The organism is Paenarthrobacter histidinolovorans (genome assembly GCF_014647595.1).
Lineage (GTDB): Bacteria > Actinomycetota > Actinomycetes > Actinomycetales > Micrococcaceae > Arthrobacter > Arthrobacter histidinolovorans.
Genome location: NZ_BMPM01000011.1, coordinates 119,402 through 137,513 on the forward strand (window position 1 = coordinate 119,402; position 18,112 = coordinate 137,513).

At 62.7% G+C, this 18,112-nt stretch carries 20 protein-coding genes; 9 read left to right on the plus strand and 11 right to left on the minus strand.

All coding sequences use genetic code 11. The features are described from left to right. The first annotated feature begins 79 nt into the window (after positions 1–79). Both IEY62_RS20200 and IEY62_RS20205 read left to right on the plus strand, forming a co-directional pair. Positions 80–280, plus strand: coding sequence for a hypothetical protein (locus IEY62_RS20200; protein ID WP_189021194.1), 201 nt, complete (start codon positions 80–82; stop codon positions 278–280). 51 nt (positions 281–331) lie between these two features. Then, the gene (locus tag IEY62_RS20205; RefSeq protein WP_189021195.1) at positions 332–592 is read left to right on the plus strand and encodes a hypothetical protein; all 261 of its coding nucleotides are present in this window, start codon (positions 332–334) and stop codon (positions 590–592) included. 93 nt (positions 593–685) lie between these two features. Here the strand turns inward: IEY62_RS20205 and IEY62_RS20210 are convergent, their stop codons facing one another. Further along, on the minus strand, positions 686–3,238 hold the full coding sequence (locus tag IEY62_RS20210; protein WP_189021196.1) for an ATP-dependent DNA ligase: 2,553 nt from the start codon (positions 3,236–3,238) through the stop codon (positions 686–688). A gap of 38 nt (positions 3,239–3,276) precedes the next feature. Here IEY62_RS20210 and ku point away from each other — a divergent pair, with 38 nt between their 5' ends. Next, a complete protein-coding gene (ku, locus tag IEY62_RS20215) occupies positions 3,277–4,143 on the plus strand; it encodes a non-homologous end joining protein Ku (protein WP_189021197.1) in 867 nt (288 codons plus the stop codon). A gap of 89 nt (positions 4,144–4,232) precedes the next feature. Here the strand turns inward: ku and IEY62_RS20220 are convergent, their stop codons facing one another. Genes IEY62_RS20220 through IEY62_RS20235 form a run of 4 tightly spaced genes read right to left on the minus strand, consistent with a single transcriptional unit; the run spans position 4,233 to position 8,579 of the window. Continuing rightward, positions 4,233–5,069 (minus strand): carbohydrate ABC transporter permease, encoded by an 837-nt coding sequence (locus tag IEY62_RS20220; protein WP_189021198.1) that lies wholly within the window; start codon positions 5,067–5,069, stop codon positions 4,233–4,235. Continuing rightward, a complete protein-coding gene (locus IEY62_RS20225) occupies positions 5,066–6,037 on the minus strand; it encodes a carbohydrate ABC transporter permease (RefSeq protein WP_189021199.1) in 972 nt (323 codons plus the stop codon). The genes IEY62_RS20220 and IEY62_RS20225 overlap by 4 nt, the downstream gene beginning before the upstream one ends. Before the next feature lie 6 nt (positions 6,038–6,043). After that, positions 6,044–7,339, minus strand: a complete 1,296-nt coding sequence (locus IEY62_RS20230) for an ABC transporter substrate-binding protein (protein WP_229785478.1) — start codon at positions 7,337–7,339, stop codon at positions 6,044–6,046. Positions 7,340–7,397: 58 nt separating this feature from the next. Further along, on the minus strand, positions 7,398–8,579 hold the full coding sequence (locus IEY62_RS20235; protein ID WP_229785479.1) for an aminotransferase class V-fold PLP-dependent enzyme: 1,182 nt from the start codon (positions 8,577–8,579) through the stop codon (positions 7,398–7,400). Between the two features lie 279 nt (positions 8,580–8,858). Here IEY62_RS20235 and IEY62_RS20240 point away from each other — a divergent pair, with 279 nt between their 5' ends. Further along, complete coding sequence (locus IEY62_RS20240) at positions 8,859–9,545, plus strand: FadR/GntR family transcriptional regulator (RefSeq protein WP_189021200.1); 687 nt, start codon at positions 8,859–8,861, stop codon at positions 9,543–9,545. Positions 9,546–9,650: 105 nt separating this feature from the next. Here the strand turns inward: IEY62_RS20240 and IEY62_RS20245 are convergent, their stop codons facing one another. Further along, positions 9,651–10,163 carry a DUF6328 family protein gene (locus IEY62_RS20245; RefSeq protein WP_189021201.1) on the minus strand — a complete coding sequence of 171 codons (513 nt, stop codon included), beginning with the start codon at positions 10,161–10,163 and terminating at the stop codon, positions 9,651–9,653. A gap of 116 nt (positions 10,164–10,279) precedes the next feature. Here IEY62_RS20245 and IEY62_RS20250 point away from each other — a divergent pair, with 116 nt between their 5' ends. Continuing rightward, positions 10,280–10,501: a hypothetical protein gene (locus tag IEY62_RS20250; protein WP_189021202.1), complete on the plus strand. Its 222-nt coding sequence runs from the start codon at positions 10,280–10,282 to the stop codon at positions 10,499–10,501. 84 nt (positions 10,502–10,585) lie between these two features. Here IEY62_RS20250 and IEY62_RS20255 read toward each other — a convergent pair whose 3' ends face one another. Continuing rightward, positions 10,586–10,756, minus strand: a complete 171-nt coding sequence (locus tag IEY62_RS20255; protein ID WP_018778938.1) for a hypothetical protein — start codon at positions 10,754–10,756, stop codon at positions 10,586–10,588. Positions 10,757–11,064: 308 nt separating this feature from the next. On the opposite strand from IEY62_RS20255, the gene IEY62_RS20260 reads away from it, so the two are divergent. From IEY62_RS20260 to IEY62_RS20275, 4 genes are all read left to right on the plus strand, one after another. After that, positions 11,065–11,544, plus strand: coding sequence for a Dps family protein (locus tag IEY62_RS20260; RefSeq protein WP_189021203.1), 480 nt, complete (start codon positions 11,065–11,067; stop codon positions 11,542–11,544). 42 nt (positions 11,545–11,586) lie between these two features. After that, positions 11,587–12,546, plus strand: a complete 960-nt coding sequence (locus tag IEY62_RS20265; protein WP_189021204.1) for a DNA topoisomerase IB — start codon at positions 11,587–11,589, stop codon at positions 12,544–12,546. A 106-nt stretch (positions 12,547–12,652) separates the two neighbouring features. Further along, entirely contained in the window at positions 12,653–13,210 is a 558-nt protein-coding gene (locus IEY62_RS20270) for a hypothetical protein (RefSeq protein ID WP_189021205.1), read from the plus strand. A 4-nt stretch (positions 13,211–13,214) separates the two neighbouring features. After that, on the plus strand, positions 13,215–13,802 hold the full coding sequence (locus tag IEY62_RS20275) for a TetR/AcrR family transcriptional regulator (RefSeq protein WP_189021206.1): 588 nt from the start codon (positions 13,215–13,217) through the stop codon (positions 13,800–13,802). Between the two features lie 101 nt (positions 13,803–13,903). Here the strand turns inward: IEY62_RS20275 and IEY62_RS20280 are convergent, their stop codons facing one another. The 4 genes from IEY62_RS20280 to IEY62_RS20295 are packed head-to-tail and all read right to left on the minus strand — an operon-like array spanning position 13,904 to position 18,065. Beyond that, positions 13,904–14,182: an HPr family phosphocarrier protein gene (locus IEY62_RS20280; protein WP_189021207.1), complete on the minus strand. Its 279-nt coding sequence runs from the start codon at positions 14,180–14,182 to the stop codon at positions 13,904–13,906. A 39-nt stretch (positions 14,183–14,221) separates the two neighbouring features. Next, positions 14,222–16,288, minus strand: coding sequence for a PTS fructose transporter subunit IIABC (locus tag IEY62_RS20285; protein WP_189021208.1), 2,067 nt, complete (start codon positions 16,286–16,288; stop codon positions 14,222–14,224). After that, positions 16,285–17,277 (minus strand): 1-phosphofructokinase family hexose kinase, encoded by a 993-nt coding sequence (locus tag IEY62_RS20290; protein ID WP_189021209.1) that lies wholly within the window; start codon positions 17,275–17,277, stop codon positions 16,285–16,287. Before IEY62_RS20290 ends, IEY62_RS20285 begins: the two co-directional genes overlap by 4 nt. Further along, the gene (locus IEY62_RS20295) at positions 17,274–18,065 is read right to left on the minus strand and encodes a DeoR/GlpR family DNA-binding transcription regulator (protein WP_189021210.1); all 792 of its coding nucleotides are present in this window, start codon (positions 18,063–18,065) and stop codon (positions 17,274–17,276) included. Before IEY62_RS20295 ends, IEY62_RS20290 begins: the two co-directional genes overlap by 4 nt. Positions 18,066–18,112: the final 47 nt, after the last annotated feature.

The following is an 18,112-nucleotide window of genomic DNA, read 5'->3' on the forward strand; positions in this document are numbered from 1 at the left end:
CCCGTTGTCGACGCCTTTTCTCGAACCGAACGCCACGGGACACGTGTCTCTTCAGGACTCACACACTTTAGGAGTCCTTATGACTGCCAACCCTTCCGACAACAACAAGACCCCGGCCAACGGCGGCATCAAGTCCAAACTCACCGAAGCCCAACGGGCCATGCTCGCCAGCAAGTCCGGCGGTGGTGCCCCGGCCGGCTGGCAAAGCACAGGCAAGGGGCACAAGCCCACGGCCGCCAGCGGCAAGCAAGCCAAGACCGAGAAGAAGGTCCGCTGGTAATTCCGGCGGACAGGCACACCGGAAATAAAGGCGCACTGGAAAGGAAGAACCATGACTGCGAATCACAACGCTGAGAGCATCGATCCTGAGGTGGCAAGCCACTTGGTGGAGTCCATGGACATGGCCCCCATGCCTGAGCCAACAACCGTTGCGGTTGCTTTGGGTGCGGACTCAAGCAAGCAGTGGCCCGACGGAAACGGCAAACGCCGCCACCCGAAGGAACGCGACCAGGCCCACGGCCGCATGGGCCAGGCCGCTGCTGTGACTGCGATCCACCGGACCAGCCGTCCGCAGATGCCACACTCCTCCTAGCCGCAGCAACTAACGCAGCCAGCCCAACTGAGTAGCAGCACACGTCGTTCTGAGCGCTCAAAACGACGTCATCTGCGACCTAGTTGGGCTGGCTCACGTCTGAGGGGATTTGTCCGGACGCCACCCCCGCCACACCGGATGACGAAGCCTGCCAGGACCTGTCCAGTTGCCGAAAGTCACCTCTGCCACCAGCACAGGCTTAACCCAGCGGGCCCCGGCGGCGTCCTCCCTGGGAATGTCCTTGAACGGGGAATCGTCCACCACCAGGGGCTCCAGCTGCTCCATGATGTCCCGCAGCTGCCAGTCCTTGAATCCCGTCCCCACCCTTCCCACATAGTGCAAGGTGTCGCCGTCGGGAATGCCCAGCAGCAACGCCCCGAAAGTGCCACTCCGGGCTCCGGCGCCGGGCCGCCAACCACCGACCACCACTTCCTGGCTCTGCTCCAGCTTGAGTTTGATCCACGACGCACTGCGGCGGCCCACCACATAACGGCTGTCGGCCTTCTTGGCCATGACACCTTCCAGGCCCAGATCCGCGGCGCTGGTCATGAGGTCGTCAACGTCGTGGTCCAGCACGGCGGAAACATGGACCGGGCAGCCTCCGGGCATGCGTTCGGCGAACGCGTCCAGCCTTTCGCGACGCTCGACGAAAGGCAGGCCGCTCACGTCCGTGCCGGCGTCGTACAACAAATCAAAAAGCATGAGCTGCACAGGGACCGAGACGCGCGCCCGCTCGATGTCGGCCGTCTTCACCAGGTTCATCCGAAGCTGCAGCCTGCCAAAATCCGGCCTGGACCCCTTGCCAAGGGCCACGATTTCGCCGTCCGCCACAAAATCCCCGTCCGGCCAGCAAGCGCGGTCCGTCAGTTCAGGATAGGCGGCCGTGAGGTCGTTCCCGTTGCGGCTCATGAGGCGGATCCGGCCCTCGGTGCCGGTGATAATGGCCCGGATGCCGTCCCATTTGAGTTCGTAAAGCCAGTTGTCGCCGTGAAGATCAGCTGTGGTCCCGGGCGTGGCCAGCATCGGCGCGTAGTCGCGCAGCGGCCGCGGCTCAACCTCCTGCTTGGACCCGGGATCCTGCTCCGGTTCCGGTGTGGCCTGGCGCGGTGCTGCGGCCGCAGTTTTGGTGGTCCGCTTGGCGCCCGGCTGCTCCTTCATCAGGTGGATCAGCCAGCGGTCGCCCGTATTGATCAGGGCCAGACGCTTGGTGCCGCCAAGGCCACCACCCGGCTCGCCCGTGAGCGTCGCGATGACTTCCTTGCCGTCGCGCCACTTCTCGCACGTGAACTCGCCGCGGTCCCAAATGGTCATGGTTCCCGCCCCGTACTCGCCCTTCGGAATGACCCCGGCGAACGTTGCGTACTCCATGGGGTGGTCCTCGGTGTGGACGGCCAGGTTGTTCCGCTCGGATGTTTCCGGGACGCCGCGGGGCAACGCCCACGAAGCCAGGACGCCGTTGTGCTCCAACCGCAGGTCCAGATGGTAGCGGCGTGCGTGGTGTTCCTGGATCACGAAGATGCCGCCGGGCGGCGCAGGATCACCCGGCTTGGGCTGCGCGGAGGTGGGAGCGGGGACCTGCGGCACCGCAGAAACAGCCGACGACGACGGAAACGGCTCCGGGGTTTTGCCGGGATCGCGCATCCCGACATATTTGGCGAGACGGTTCTCCACCGTCACCACACGCTCCCGGCCACCGGACGACGTACCGGAAGTGCCGCCGTCGTCATTCTCGTCCTCGCCGTGGGGCGGCAGGTGCCGGTCGGAAATAGGCGCGAAGTGGTCCGTGCCCGAGCTGACCCGTTCCATCACTTCCGCATAGTCCAAATGGTCAAGGGAAGGAGAATCCAGCTCCTGCCACGTCCGGGGAGCCGCAACCGTGGGGTGGGCTTTGCCGCGCAGGGAGTACGGAACGATGGTTGTCTTGTTCCCGCTGTTCTGGCTCCAATCCACAAGGACCTTGCCCCGGCGCAGGGATTTCTTCATGTCGCTGACCACAAGGCTGGGGTGGTCGGCTTCCAGGGCGCGCGCGAGCTCGTGGGCGAACGCGGATACTTGCTCGGATTTCAGTGTGCCGTCGAGCCCTGTATAGAGGTGGATGCCTTTGCTTCCGCTGGTGACAGGGACGGGTTCCATGCCCATGTCCTGCAGGATGGAGCGGGCCAGCATGGCCACTTCAACGCACTCCGGCAGCCCGGCGCCGGGCCCCGGGTCCAGGTCCAGAACGAACCGGTCCGGCCGGAGGGGCTTCCCGGAAGCATTCACCTGCCATTGCGGAACGTGGATTTCCAGGGAGGCGATCTGGGCCATCCAGGTGAGCGTGGCCAGGTTGTTCACCATGGGGTACACGTTGCTGTGGTCCGAATGCTGGATGGCGGCCCGCGGGATCCATCGTGGTGCGGAGTCTTCCAGATTCTTCTGGAAGAACACTTCTCCCGGATGTTCGGCCGTGCCCACGCCGTTCACCCAGCGTTTGCGCGTGACGGGGCGGTTGGCCGCGGCGGGGATGAGGAAGGGAGCCACGGTGGCGTAGTACTCAAGGACCTCAGCCTTGGTGGTCCCGGTTTCCGGGTAGATGATTTTGCCCAGGTTGGTGAGGGTGAGTTCGTGGCCTTCCACGTTCACCCGCTCCTGCTGCTTGCCTGCCACCTCTTCTCCTCCGCTGTGTTGTGCTGTTGACTGGGTGCATGAGGGCTATATGGAAGGGATCTATCGCGTTCGGTCTGGTCAACGTACCAGTGAAGCTCTACAGTGCCACGGAGGATCACGACATTGGCCTGCACCAAGTCCACAATAAGGACGGCGGGCGCATTCGATACCAGCGGAAATGCGAAATTTGCAGCGAAGTCGTAGCTTACGAGGATATTGACAAGGCCTACGAGGAAGAAGGCCGCACCGTGGTCCTCACGGCAGCCGAGTTGAAGTCCTTGCCGGAGGAGAACAGCCGCGAAATAGAGGTGGTGGAGTTCATTCCTGCCGAGCAGCTGGACCCGATCATGTACGAGCGCAGCTATTTCCTGGAGCCCGATTCCAAGTCGCCCAAGGCCTACATGCTGCTGCGGCAAACGCTGGAAGACACGGACAGGATCGCGATTGTCCAGTATGCGCTGCGGCAGAAGACCCGGCTGGGTGCCCTGCGGGTGCGCGGCGACGTGCTGCTGCTGCAGGCTCTCCTCTGGGGCGACGAGGTCCGCGAGGCCAAGTTCCCGTCCCTGGAGACGGACATCAAAATCTCGGACAAGGAATTGGAAATGTCCTCCGCCCTGGTGGAATCCATGGCCCATGACTTCGACCCGGATGAATACACCGACGACTACCAGGCCCAGTTGAAGACACTCATCGAAGCGAAGCTCGAAAAGGGCGAGGCTCTGGACACGGAAGCCACCTTCGGCAACGCTGAAGGCGAAGGAGAGGGCGGCGACGTCATCGACCTCATGGAGGCCCTGAAACGCAGCCTGGACAAGAAGCGCGGCAAGGAAAAAGCGTCCGACGACGACGCTGCCGCCAGCAAGACTGCCAGTAAGCCCAAGGCGCGGGCGAAGAAAAAGGCGTGAGTCCGGCGTCGGGCATTTTGAGCGCTTGATACGCAAGAGGAAAGCAGCGCCGGAAGGTACCGGCGCTGCTTTTCTGTTGAGTGCCTCGCTCAGCCTTTGACTGAGCCCGCGGTAAGTCCCTGGACAATGAACTTGCTGGCGAAAGCGAAAATCACCAACGTGGGTACCACCGTCAAAACCGCGGCAGCGGACATGGAACCCCAGTCAATGTTGAAGCTGGAGATAAAGCCGGCCAACGCCGTCGGGATGGTCTTGTTGCTGTCGCTGTTCATGAGAGTCACGGACAGGAACAACTCGTTCCAGCAATTGACGAAGTTGAACACGAAACTCGCCGCAATTCCCGGCAGCATCACCGGAACGATCACCCTGAAAAGCGCACTCAGCCTTGAACAGCCATCAATCATGGCCGCCTCTTCCAACGCGTCGGGAACGTTCTCGAAGAAACCACGGAGCATGATGGTGCAGAACGGAATGCAGATGGCGATGTAGATGAGGATCAGGCCGGTCTTGGAATCAACCAAGCCGAAATCGGTCATCATCAGGTACAACGGGCCCAAGGCAATGAACCCGGGAATCATCTGCGTGATGAGGAACGCACCAAGAACAGCCCCGCGTCCGGAGAACTGGAACCTCGCCAGGACATACGCGGAGAGCAGCGAGATGAGGGTGGCCACCGAGGACGCCACCAGCGCCACCACCAGGCTGTTGAGCATGTACTGGCCGAAATCCGACTTGGTGAACAGCCCGATGTAATTGTCCAAGGACAACTGCTTTGGCCAGTAATCCAAGGGCAGCGAATAGATGGCCCCCGGTTCCTTCAGGGAAGTCACCACGATCCAGTACAGCGGAAAAACGGTGACGATCAGGCAGAGGCCCAAAAAGACGACCTTGGAAACCCGGCCAATAAGGGTGGGACTGTTGATCATCGGTCCGCCTTTCGAAAGCGCACAGCCATGAGGTAGAAGGCTGCGAAGAGCATGAGGGTGACCATCACGATCAACCCCAGTGCGGACGCCTTGCCGTAGTCGCCTTCCTGGGTAATTTTGATCATGTACGTGGTGATGATGTGGGTCTGGTCCGCCGGTCCGCCGCCGGTCATGGCGAAGATGATGTCCGGGAAATTGAAGATCCAGATCACCCGCAACAGGATAGTCAGCGCCAGCGTCGTGGAGATGCTCGGGAGCGTGATGCTGAAGAACGTCCGTACCTTGCCCGCACCATCCAAGGCGGCGGCCTCATACATTTCATCGGACACCGATTGCAGCGCAGCGAGGATCATGATGGCGAAGAAGGTCACGCCGTACCAGATATTGGCAATGATGATCGCTGTCATCGCGAAGCCGGGATCGGACAGCCACGGAATAGGTGAGCCGATGAGCCCCGCCTTCATCAGGAGGTCATTGACCACCCCGAATTCGGCATTGAACATCCACCGGAAGAGCATGCCGATGAGGAACCCGGACACAGCCCACGGGAAGAAGATCATGGCTTGGTACGCTCCACGCATCCGGAACCGGCGCTTCAGGAACAGTGCCACCGCGAAGCCGATGACAACCTGCGGGACCAGCGAGCCAACGACCCACACCACCGTATTGCGGACGATCGTGCCGAATTCGGGAGCATCGAACAGGCTCTGGAAGTTCCCAAAGCCAACCCAGGAAGTATCGGAAAGGTCGTTCAGGTTCCAGTTCCGGAACGCCATTTGGCTGCCGGCAATCATGGGGTAGTACGTGAAGATCCCCACGAAAACCGCAGCCGGCGCCAGGAAAGCCAGCAAGGTCAACGCGGTCCGGCCGCTGAACCGCCGCTTGGACGAGCTGCCCCTGCCGGGTTCCGACAGCGCGGCTTTCCGCCCCGAAGGGGGCGGTGCGGCCTGCTTGACGTCGAGAGTCACCGGAAGCTATCCCTTCATCTTTTCGGTCCAGTAGCTGTCCCAACTGGACAACAGGTCAGCCGTGGACATCTGCCCGGTGAGGACGCGCTGAAGTTCGCCGTCGGCCTTCTTGATCCACTCCGTCCACCAGGAGACACTGCGCGGCTGGATCGCCGAAACGTACGTGTCAGGGTTCTCCGTCATCTTCACGTAGGCAGCCCAAGGTCCGGTGCTGTAGAAGGTGTCTTGGGCGGCGGACTTCAGCGTGGGAACCAGACTGTTGTCCTTGCTGAACGTGGTGGCAGCATCTCCCTGTGCCAGGTACTTGATGAGCTTGACTGCTTCGGGCTTGGACTTGGATGACTCCGCGATGCCCCAACCGGCCGAAGCCACAGGCTGGATTGCCTTGCCGCCCGGTCCCACCAGCAGTGGTGCGACGTTCCATTGGTCCTGCTTGATGGCCTGCGATTCCTTGACCGTGGCAATGACCTCTGGGTCCTGGAGCAGGAAAGCGGTGGAGCCATTGCTGAAGCCCTGCACCATCTCGGGGTAGCCCCAAGCTACTGACGACGGCGGGGAACCCTTCTTGAAGAGGTCAATGTACAGATCCATGGCTTGCTGGGCCTTGGGAGAGGAGAAGATTGTCTTGCCGTTCGTCAGCTTGAACGCGTTCTCCCGATCGATCTCGTCCGCCACATATGCCTCGATGATGGCAACGGCGTTGGAGTTGGCGTTGCTGCCGCCACGGAAGGCGTAACCGAACTTATTCTCAGAGGGTTTGTTGAGTGCCTCGGCCTGTTTCGCCATCTCCTCCCAGCTGCCCGGAGGGCCGTCAAACCCGGCATACTTGACCAGGTCCGAACGGTAGAAGAGGGAAAGGCCGTAGAAACCGTACGGGATGTAGTAGGTCTTGCCGTTCTGCTTCGAGTACGTCACCGCGTTGTCTGTCAGGTTGCTCCAGCCGTCCCAACCATCGAGGTCCTTGGTCATGTCGTAGAGCCAGTTGTTGGCACCGAAGGACCCCACTGTGATGTCGCGGGCCTCCACCACATCGATGCCCTTGCCGGACTGGAGCATCTGCTGGATCTTCTGGTCCGCCTGATCGGTGGGAGGCGAAATAAGTTCCACCTTGATGTCGGGGTTTGCCTGCTCGAAGCCGGAAATGAGCTTCTTCAGGGTTTCCGTCCGGGTGGGGTTCGTGAGGCTTTCCACCATCTTCAGGGTGACTTTGCCATCGGCCGCCGTCTGGCCGCCTCCACACCCGGCAAGTGCAAGAACAGCCGCCAGGCCTGCAGCCGCAGACGCCATAATTCTGGATTTCACGTGGGTCCTCCGTTGATTGGTTAAGTGATTGCACCGGCTTAGCGGGTGCGGGTGGGGTCTACAGAGAATGGGCGAGCCGGACCAGTTCCGGAACCGCCCTTTCCGCGAATATCTCGTAATCCTTGGGGGAGTTGTACAGATGGGCCGAAAGCCGCAGATAGCCCTGTCCGTTGAAGGTTGTGATGGCAGTTTCAATATCCAGTTGGTCCGAGATATAGCCGCGGACAGCGTGGGAATCCTCGTGGGTAGTGGCGAGGCCCTCGGGGAGGCGGATCAGGCGCAGCGGCCCTATCGGCATGCCGACGTCGACCGCCGGGTTCTGGCCCGTGGCATTGGCAAATGCCTCGCCGATCAGTGCTTGTCCGTAGTCACAAAGCTCTCTGGCGTAGTTGCGGAACGTCGCCCAGCCGTATCGCTCTTCTATGGTGTCGAAGGCGGTTCGGGCTGCCATCCATGAGGTCACGTCCTGGGTTCCCACGTGATCGAAGTTCTCCGGGAAGCTGTACGGGAAGCCCCATGAATCGATCAAGGGTTCCAGTGCCTGTGCTTGGGGTCCGCGCGCCACCAGCGCTGCTGTACCTCGGGGCGCGCAGGCAAATTTGTGCAGATTGCCTACCCAAAAGCCCTCAAAATCGGGAACCGGGGACTCCAGCACTCCCGGAGCGTGGGCCGCGTCCACCAGCACGGGTACACCCAGAAGGGAAGCCGCCCTGGCAATCTCCTCAACAGGGAAGGCCCGGGCAGTTGCGGAGGTGATCTGGTCAACCACAATGAGGGCCGTTCTGGGATTCACTTCGGCCATGACCAGCGCACAAACCTCCTCCGCACCCGCCGCCAGCGGGATCTCTGCGATCCGGACCTTGCCGCCGGCCTTACGGGCCACCCGCTCTGCGCCCTGCAAAACGGCGCCGTACGCGTGGTTGGTGGTCACGATCTCGGCACCGGGTGCGAAGACCAGCGAGTTGTACACGGCGCTGACACCCGCGCTGGCGTTGGGGACCAGAGCGAGGTGTCGCGGGTCGACAATGAGGAACTCCGCGATCTCTGTTCTCGCCGTGGCCACGAGCTCGAATTGGCCCATGAACCAAGGACAGGGGTTCTGGTCCATGAGCTCTTTGAGTTTCAGCTGATGTGCCTGGGCCGCGCGGGGAACGGACCCATATGAACCGTGGTTGAGGTGGACCTTGGACGGGGTAAGGCTCCAGTCGGCCATTGCGGGCTGGCCCTCGGGGGTCAACATCGGGCGGGGGACTGTGAGGGGTGCTGGGAACACGGCGTCCTTTGTCGGTGGAGTGGGTCAACGTTCTGTAAGTTACATCACAGCTTCGGCCAAGACAACGGACAATCTCAAATAGTCATAAGATGACTTTTGCCCTATATGGCAGTTTTGTGGTCATCGAGAGCGATGGAAGCTCAAGAGGTACGATGTCTTTATCAGGAGGCATGACAATACCTTCACTTAGCTGTCCGGGCGGTCCAGTGCGGTAGCGTGATACCGGAATCTGGAGGAGGCGACGTATTGGGTGCTGTCGAAACGGCTATGCAGGGCCTGAGGAACAAGATTGCCTCAGGTGAACTCGCCGCTGGCCAGAAGTGTCCTCCCGAAGCGGAGTTGGCCGCGCAGCTGGGTGTGTCGCGGAGTTCCCTCAGGGAGGCAGTAAGGGCCATGTCGGCATTGGGCGTCATGGAGTCCAGGCATGGCTCGGGAACGTACGTCTCGTCCCTGGAGCCGACGGTGATCCTGCAGAATTTCGCCCTGCTGGTGGACCTGTTGCCGTTGGATGGTTTGTTGGAACTCTTCGAGATCCGCCGGCTCATGGAATCCCACGCCGCTGCGGCGGCGGCCGCCAACACCAGCCCCGAAGTACTGGCGAAATTGACCACGCTCGTCGAAAGCATGGAGGCCACAGTCGACCCGGGCGAGTACTCCGAGCTTGATTCACAGTTCCACGAGGAAATCTGCCGCGCCGGCGGCAACTCGACGCTGAACGCGCTGGTGAGGCTTTTCCGCTCCCGAGGCGGCCATTTCCACATTTTCGACGGCGAGGACGGCGCGGCGGTGCGCAGGGACAGTACCGCCGGTCACAGCGCGATCGTGGCTGCGATCGCCCGGCGTGATCCCACCATGGCGGCGACGGCGACGGCCGCGCATATCGCCCAGACGGAAACCTGGCTCAGGAAGCTCAGGCCGGAGCCCCGGCTTTGACGTTGCCGGGGTCGGTGCGGCTTGACGCTGTCAGTCGTTCCGGGGTCAGTGGTTCCGCAGCATCGAAATAGGTTCGGACTTCGTTGCGACAGGTCCCGGGATCGATCACTCCTCCTTGGTATGTCCGTTGCTGCTCATTCCCTGGCGGTAGAGCCGCAATGGCATCCCGACCACCAGCAACAGCAACGTCAGGACGATGAAGCCACCGGCCACAATGCCGGCGGTCCTCCCGGCGGTGAAATCGAAGACCAGCGTGGCTGAGCCTACGATCAGCAGGGCGACCCCTCCCAGTGCCCATTTGGTGACGGCGTCGGCGCTGGAGACCAGGGTGGCCTTGAGCCCGCGGCGGAAGAGTCGCCTGTGCACGCTGACGGGAATGACGATGAGCACGGTAGTAAGGGCAGCCACCATCACATTGAACAGGTAGAGGCCGCGCTGCCAGTCGTCCAGTTCCCCAAAGCGTGATTGGAACGGCAACGTCAACAGGAAGCCGCCCAGGATCTGGACTCCCGTCTGGAGCACGCGCAGTTCCTGGATGAGTTCCATCCAGTTGCGGTCCATGCGTTCTTCCGTGGACTCGTTCCTGCCGATTCTGGGAACCTGTTCCTGCTCTGCCATTCGCGTGCCTCCGCAGCTGTGTGGTGGACGCCGGGGATGTGCCGGACTACGGTCGGACTTGTCAGCATTCCTCGAACTCTTGTCGGGGCCTCAACGGATTTCCAAGGAGGAAGTAAATGAGCCAGGACGAGCACCGCGTGGACCCGGACAGCGAGCCCGGCGGCTACGGTACGCCCACTCCCGAACAGGAAATGCCCGGCAGTGGCGACGGGCGCGAAACGCCGGAGCGGCCGGCTGAAGGAGCTCCTGAAATGCCGGGTGACGAGTTCCCCACGCCCAAGGATCCCGATGCCGCGCCGCCGCCAACGGCAACTGGGCAGGAGCCCGGGGAAGAGTAAGAGCGCCGGAGGGCCGCCCCCGCGTGCAGATGATGGCGCGGGGTACAGCCCTCGTTGACCTGTCGGAAGTCGTCAGTGGCGTTTTTATACCGTATGGCCCCGGCGTCCCGACATGAAGCTCAGCAGCCACCCGATGGCCGCGATGACCAGAAGGACAACGCCTACCCACAGCAGCCAGTTCAGGGCCTGCGAGAAGCCGCCCACGAGAAGGAGAACAATTGCCACTACACCAGCAATGATCAGAAGCGTATTCATGGTCAGCACATTCCTTTCAGGGGAATCGTTGATGAATCGCCGATTCCCAACTATGCATTCCGGTTTTACTTCGATTCAGTTATGGCGGTACTTGGAGGCGTTCCGCCACCTCGAAGTGCCTTTACCCCTGTCAGCCGGCGTCCAATCGGGGCATGAAGTTCGCCAGCTGTGAACAGTAACACTCCTCATTGTACTACTAAGCACCCTTATGAAAGGCTTATTGCAGTCGTCACCTGATGATTGGGCAGTCGCCGTGGAAATCTTGCGGCGGCGTTTTTGGCTCACATGAAAGTCCATGAGAGGAACACATGAAAGCGTCACAGCAGCTTGCAGACAACCTTCAAATCGTCCTGACAGACCTCATCGAGCTGCAGCTCCAGGGAAAGCAGGCACACTGGAACATCGTGGGACCGAACTTCCGCGATCTTCACCTCCAGTTGGACGAACTCGTCCTGGCCACCCGCCAATTCGCTGATGACACCGCCGAGCGCATGAGGGCCCTCCACGCCCTGCCGGACGGCCGGAGTTCGACCATCGCCAAGGGCACCCGACTTGAGGAATTCCCTGCGGGCCTGGTCAACACCAAGAACGCCGTCAAGCTTGTCACCGACCGCGTGGAACGCGCTGTCCAGACCATGCGCGACGTCCACGACGAGGTGGACGAGGAAGATCCCACGACGGCGGACCTGCTGCACGCGTTTATCGCCCGCCTTGAGCAGCTGGTCTGGATGATCAATGCAGAAATCATGAACGCCGGCGCTGCCGTCACCGATCCGGACGAGGCCTGAGCATCCACCGGACCGGCTGAAGACAGAGAAGGCCCGCCGATCATGCCGCGGCTGAAGAGAAGTGACCTTTCCAAGCCCGGCATCGTCCGCCGGAAGGTCGGGACGGGTTTCAGCTACCGCCACCCTGACGGGAGCCTGGTCAGCAAGGAGGATCGCCAGCGCATCAATGCGCTGGCGATCCCGCCTGCATGGACCGATGTGTGGATCAGCCCATACGAGCATGGCCACATCCTGGCCACCGGGGTGGATGCCGCTGGGCGGAGCCAGTACATCTATCACCCTGGTTGGCGGGAGCGTAAGGACACCGAGAAGTTCATCCGTGCGGCGAAGCTTGGCATGGTGTTGCCTACGGTCCGACGCAACGTGACGGTCCACCTCCAGGACGCCACCGACCCCCGGCAGCAGACGCTCGCAGCGGCAGTGCGGTTCATGGACCTTGGCGCGCTGCGCGTGGGTTCCGAGGTCTACATGAAGCAGAACGGCTCCTACGGACTCACCACCCTGCGTTGTCGCCACGCGCGGGTGGAGGGGCCCGACGTCTTCCTGAAGTTTCCCGGCAAGAGCGGCCAGCTCTGGGATACCTCCATCCACGACCCCGCTTTGGCAGCCTTTCTGGAACCGCTCGCGGATCGTCCCGGCAAGGAGCGGCTCCTGGCCTACCAGGCGAACGGGGCCTGGGTATCGGTGGACGCGGCCATGATCAATGAATATCTCCGGGGTATCTCGGGGGAGGCCTACACCTCCAAGGATTTCCGTACCTGGAAAGGCACTGCGGCCGCCGCCCTCTGCCTCATCAAGTCCGGGCACAAGGGAACTCCCAGGCAAGCCATTGTGCGGGCCATCAAAGAGGCCTCGGAACTCTTGGGCAACACGCCCTCCGTTGCGCGCTCATCCTACGTGGATCCACGGATTATCGAGGGCTATCTCTCGGAGGAGCTTAAGGACGTCAAGCCAACGGAAGCATCGGTTGCCGCCTACTTGAACGGCGAAACGTCGAATTAGGCAAGGTATCCCGAGTCAGGCCCATCCGGTCAGAGCGGTCCCCAAAGTTTTATGAGTACACTCGTACTAATAAAGAGTGTTGGGGCATGGCATTTGGGGGCCGTAAATGATTCTGTTGGCAATCGTGGTGTGTGAGGTTGCGTTCTGGGTGGCGATCCTTGCCGGGCTCGCAGCACGGTATCTGCTGCGCCGTCCCCGCCTGGGCGGAGCCCTCCTGATCCTTGCTCCGGTTATCGATGCCATCCTGCTTGCCTTGGTCGCCGTCGATTTGCTGGGCGGTGGTACAGCCTCCTGGCACCACGGACTCGCTGCGATCTACATCGGTGTCTCCGTCGCCTACGGCAAGCGCATGGTGGCTTGGGCCGACGCGCACTTCCAGCACCGGTTCGCGGGCGGACCTGCGCCGGAACGACTCGCTGGAACCCGCTACACCATCAAATGCTGGCGGGATGTGCTCCTTACCGGGGCGGCGGTTGCCATCGCAGCGGCGACACTTGGAGCAATTATCTTCCTCGTCAACGACGCCGAAAGAACCGCAGCGCTCTCGGACTTCTTCCGCATCCTGGGCATCATCTTCGCCATCGACTTCCTCTGGGCTTTGAGCTACACGATCTGGCCGAAGAAGGCTGCCCGTGCCTTGCCCGCTGCTACGCCGTCCCGCTGAATCCATGCCCCGGAGAATCGATGCAGAGGCACGCAGTGCTGCAATTGCGGAAGCTTCCTTGCGTGTACTCGAACGTGATGGTTTGGCGGGCCTTTCCGTGCGCGGGGTGGCAGCGGAAGCGGGCATCGCCGCTGCTTCACTGAGGCGCGCTTTTGCCACGCAACATGCCCTGCGGGAGTTCTGCCTGCAACTCATTGAGGACCGGGTTACCGCCCGGATCGCTGCCCTTGAGCTCACTGGCAGGCCCCTTGTTGATGGGTTGCTCCTGCAGTTGCTTCCTCTCGACAAGGAACGGCGCCTGGAACTCGTTGCGCAGGTCCAGCTGGGCGTCCTTTCGCTGACCGACAGTGCGCTTCGTCCTGCCGCGATCAGGCTCAGCGAGGGAGTAGGCCGCGTATGTCACGTTGCCCTCCGGATCCTGGCCGAAGCGGGTCAGTTCAACCAGGGGCGTGACCCCGATTATGAAGGCCAGCGCTTGCGTGCGCTCCTTGATGGAATCGCGATGCACGGATTGTGGAGCGGCGAACTGCCGGAGGCGGGTCCGATGCTCCAGGTGCTCTCGCGCCACCTGGACGAGCTCGCGGGTCCCTAGCACCTCAGGCAAGCAGAGTACCTCAGACATGCAAAGAGCCTGGTGACACCCATATCCGGGTGTCACCAGGCTCTTTGCGTGTCTGAGGGGTTTGTGTTGCCCTACTCGGCGTCGTGGTCCGTTTCGAGGATCTTCACCAGGGTGTCCAGTGCTTCGTCCGCACCTGCACCTTCAGCCCGCAGCACCACCACGTCGCCGTGGGCAGCACCCAGGCTCATGAGGGAAAGGATGCTGGCGGCGTCCATGGCGTCGTCGGCGGGCTCTCCCGGGCGGGCGATGGTGACATCGATGTCCAGGTCTCCTGCGGCCTCGGCGAAGATGGCTGCCGGACGGGCGTGGAGGCCGACGCGGCTTGCGATGGTGGCTGTACGTTCAGGCATTGGTGCTCCTTTGTGGTGGTGGGTGGCTTTGTGGGAAGTCTAAACGCTGACGGTTGCGGGCGTGGCTTCTGCTTCGACCGGCTTCTTGACAGCCCAACGCTTGAGGGCGATGACCAGCAGTGCGGTGATGACCACGCCGACAGCGATCGATAGGAGGAACAGCCAGAAGTTGTCGATTGCGAAGAACACAAACGCTCCACCATGCGGTGCCTTGGAGGTGACAGCGAAGGCCATGGATAGTGCGCCGGTTACGGCGCCACCCACCATGCTGGCCGGGATCACACGGAGTGGATCAGCAGCTGCGAACGGAATGGCGCCTTCGGAGATGAAGGATGCCCCGAGGAGCCAGGCTGCCTTGCCGTTTTCACGCTCTGCCAGGGAGAACAGCTTCTTGTCGAGCACGGTTGCCAGGGCCATGGCGAGCGGCGGAACCATGCCCGCTGCCATGACGGCGGCCATGATCTGCCACGGTGCCTGGTTTGCCACAGTTGCGGCGCCGAGGCCGGCGACGGCGAAGGAGTAAGCAACCTTGTTGACGGGACCACCGAGGTCGAAGCACATCATGAGGCCCAGGATGATGCCGAGGACGATTGCGCCAGCACCGGTCAGGCCCGAAAGGCCGGTGTTGAGGGCCTTGGTAAGCGCCACGATGGGAGCGCCGAGGATCAAGAACATGAGGCCAGAGGCTATAAGCGAGGCGAGCAGCGGAATGATGACCACGGGCATCAGGCCGCGGAGCCAGCGGGCAACGTTGAGCTTGCCGATCTGATACGCGATGTAGCCGGCCAACAAACCACCCACGATTGCTCCGAGGAAGCCCGCGCCCATGAACCCGGATACTGCACCGGCCACGAACCCGGGAGCAATGCCCGGACGGTCGGCGATGGCGTAGGCAATGTAACCGGCCAGCGCGGGAACAAGGAACCCGAGGGACAGGGCCCCGATCTTGAACAGGACCGCGCCGAGGTAGGCGCCGAGAGGACCCCACGCTCGATCCGGGAACTCGGTCGGCAGGTTGAAGATGCTGTTGTCCACGAGAATCTTGTCGGCGAAGGCCGTGATGTCGTAGCCGCCCAAGAGGAAGCCGAGGGCGATCAGCAGGCCGCCACCTGCAACGAACGGAATCATGTAGCTGACACCGGTGAGGAGTGCGCGCTTCAGCTTCTGGCCGATGTGCTCGCCCTTTTCCTCCTCGGCGCGCTCAGCCTGCTCTTCGGCACCGAAATGCGGAACACGGCGTGCGTGCGGGTCCGTGGCGGCTGCCAGGGCCTCCTCCACCATCTTGGTAGGCTCGTCGATGCCACGCTTGACCGGCGCGTTGATGACCGGCTTGCCGGCGAAGCGCTCCTTGCCGCGTACGTCGACGTCGACGGCGAAGATCACCGCGTCAGCCGCGGCAATCACTGCCGGGTCCAGCGGCTTGGCGCCTGAGGATCCCTGGGTTTCGACCTGAAGGTCGACGCCCATTTCCTTGGCGGCGGCCACCAGCGAATCAGCTGCCATGTACGTGTGTGCGATGCCGGTTGGGCATGCGGTGACGGCCACGATGCGCTTGGGGGCGGCGGGGGCGTTGCCGCCAATGGGGGCAGGTGCCTGTCCGGGCGCTGCGAAGCCAGTGGCCGCAGCGTCGGCGGCCGGAGCAGCTGCAGCCGGCTTGTCCGCCAGGGCGCCATCGACGAGGTCCACGATGTCCTGCTCGGTGGCTGCCGCACGCAGTGCTGCCGTGAAGTCCTTTTTGATGAGCGAGCGGGCCAGCTTGGAGAGCAGCTTCAGGTGTTCCTGGTCTGCGCCGTCCGGGGCTGCGATGAAGAAGATGAGGTCAGCCGGGCCGTCCTTGGCGCCGAAATCCACCTTGTGGGACAGTCGGGCCATGGCAAGGGCAGGCTCCGTGACTGCGGTCGAGCGGCAGTGCGGGATGGCGATGCCGCCGGGGACGCCGGTGGCGGTCTTCTGCTCGCGGGCGAAGGCGTCGGCGAAGAGCCCTTCAACCTCGGAAGCACGGCCGGAGGCGGCTACTTTGCCGGCCAGGACGCGGATGACGTCGGCGGGGGAGTCGCCCAGGTTTTGGTCGAGGGTGACCAATTGGGGGGTGATCAGCTGGGTCACTGTGAATCCTTCTGGAGGGCCGTGATGGTTACGGCGTCGGGGGTTGTCTGGTGGACTGCCGGGACAGTGGAGCCCGGCAGCGAAGCAGCTGCGGCACCATGTGCCACGGCTTGACGGAGGCAGTCCTGTGCGGAACCGCCCTGGGTTGCGGCCAGTAAGTAGCCGGCAAGGGAGGAATCCCCTGCGCCCACTGTGCTGACTGCCTTGATCGGCGGATGCGTGGCGAACCACGCTCCGTCCACGGTCACCAGGACTGCGCCCTTGGACCCGAGTGTTGCGAGAACGGCGCCTACACCGCTGTGGACGACGGCGGCAGCGGCTTGGGCGGCTTTGGCCGGATCCGCTTCCAGTTGGTCAGCTGTGTAGACGTTGGCGAAACCGGCGGCGGCGGCGAGCTCTGCAAGCTCTTCCGCGTTCGGCTTGAGGAGGTCGGGCTTTCCTGCGGCATCGCCTGCCAGGGCTGCCGCAAGCGGAGCCCCGGAAGAGTCGATGGCGATGCCGGGGGCGGCCGTTCCATCAGCGTTCGACCGGAGCCGACGCGCGATTGTGGCGTAGAAATCCGCGGGCACTCCGGGTGGGAGGGAACCTGCGAGAACCACCCAGCTGGCGCCACGGGAGCGCTCAAGCAGCAGCCCGATCAGGGCTTCCTGCTGTTCACCGCTCAGCTCCGGGCCGGGTTCGTTGATCTTGGTGGTGACCCCATCCGGTTCGGTGAGCGTGACGTTGCTGCGCAGCGCCTGACCGATGGGCAGCGCGGCAAAGGGCACGCCGCCGTCGTGCAGTCCGGAAAGAACGGGATCTGAATCCGCGCCGGGAAGGACCGCCAACGTTTCGAGGCCGGAGGCCACGAGTGCGCGCGAAACGTTGACACCCTTTCCGCCGGATTCCTGGTGGACGGCGACGGCCCGCTGAACTTCGCCGCGAGCCAGGGCTCCCGGGAGCTCAACCGTGCGGTCCAGGCTGGGGTTGGCGGTGAGCGTGACGATCATGCGATCACCACGTCGACGCCCGCGTCGGCCAAAGCCGCCGCAAGTTCAGCCGAGGGCTGCTGGTCAGTAATCAAGGTGTCAACATCCTTTAAGGTGGCGAACTGGACCAGGGTTTCGGCATCCAGCTTGGACGAGTCGGCCAGGGCTACAACGCGGCGGGCGGACTTGACGAAAGCGGCTTTCACCGCGGCTTCCTCGGGATCCGGCGTGCTGAGCCCGAAGACGGCGTGGATCCCGTTGGCGCCCACAAAGGCGATGTCCGGCCGAAGCCTGTAGGCGGCCTCCACAGTGGACTGTCCGACGGCGGCCTGGGTGAGTCCGCGGACACGGCCACCGAGGATCTGGAGAGCGACACCCTGTGTGGAGGAGAGCTTTCCGGCGATGGGAATGGCGTGGGTGATGACCACCAGTTCGTCGTTTCCGTTGGCCGAAGGAGTCCGCTGGGCCAGCAGGTCAGCCAGGGTCTCGGTAGTGGAACCGGCGTCCAGCAGGATGCTGCCGGTGGTGAGTTCCGGGATCAGGGCAAGCGCGGCGTTTGCTATGCGGAGTTTTTCGGCCTGGCGCTGCACTGCTCGCTCCAGGATGCTTTCCTCGCGGGTGCTCAGGCGGTCAGAGGGGACCGCGCCGCCGTGTACCCGGCGGAGATTTCCGGAAACTTCGAGGGCCGCGAGGTCGCGGCGGATTGTTTCAGTGGTGATGCTGAAACGGTCTGCGAGGTCCGTGACGCTCACCCGTCCGCGCTCTGCGACGAGTGCGGAGATCAGTTGCTGGCGTTCTTCTGCGAACACTTACCCTCCATTGCGGTAAAGCCAAGTTCGATGCGGCCACGTCCGTG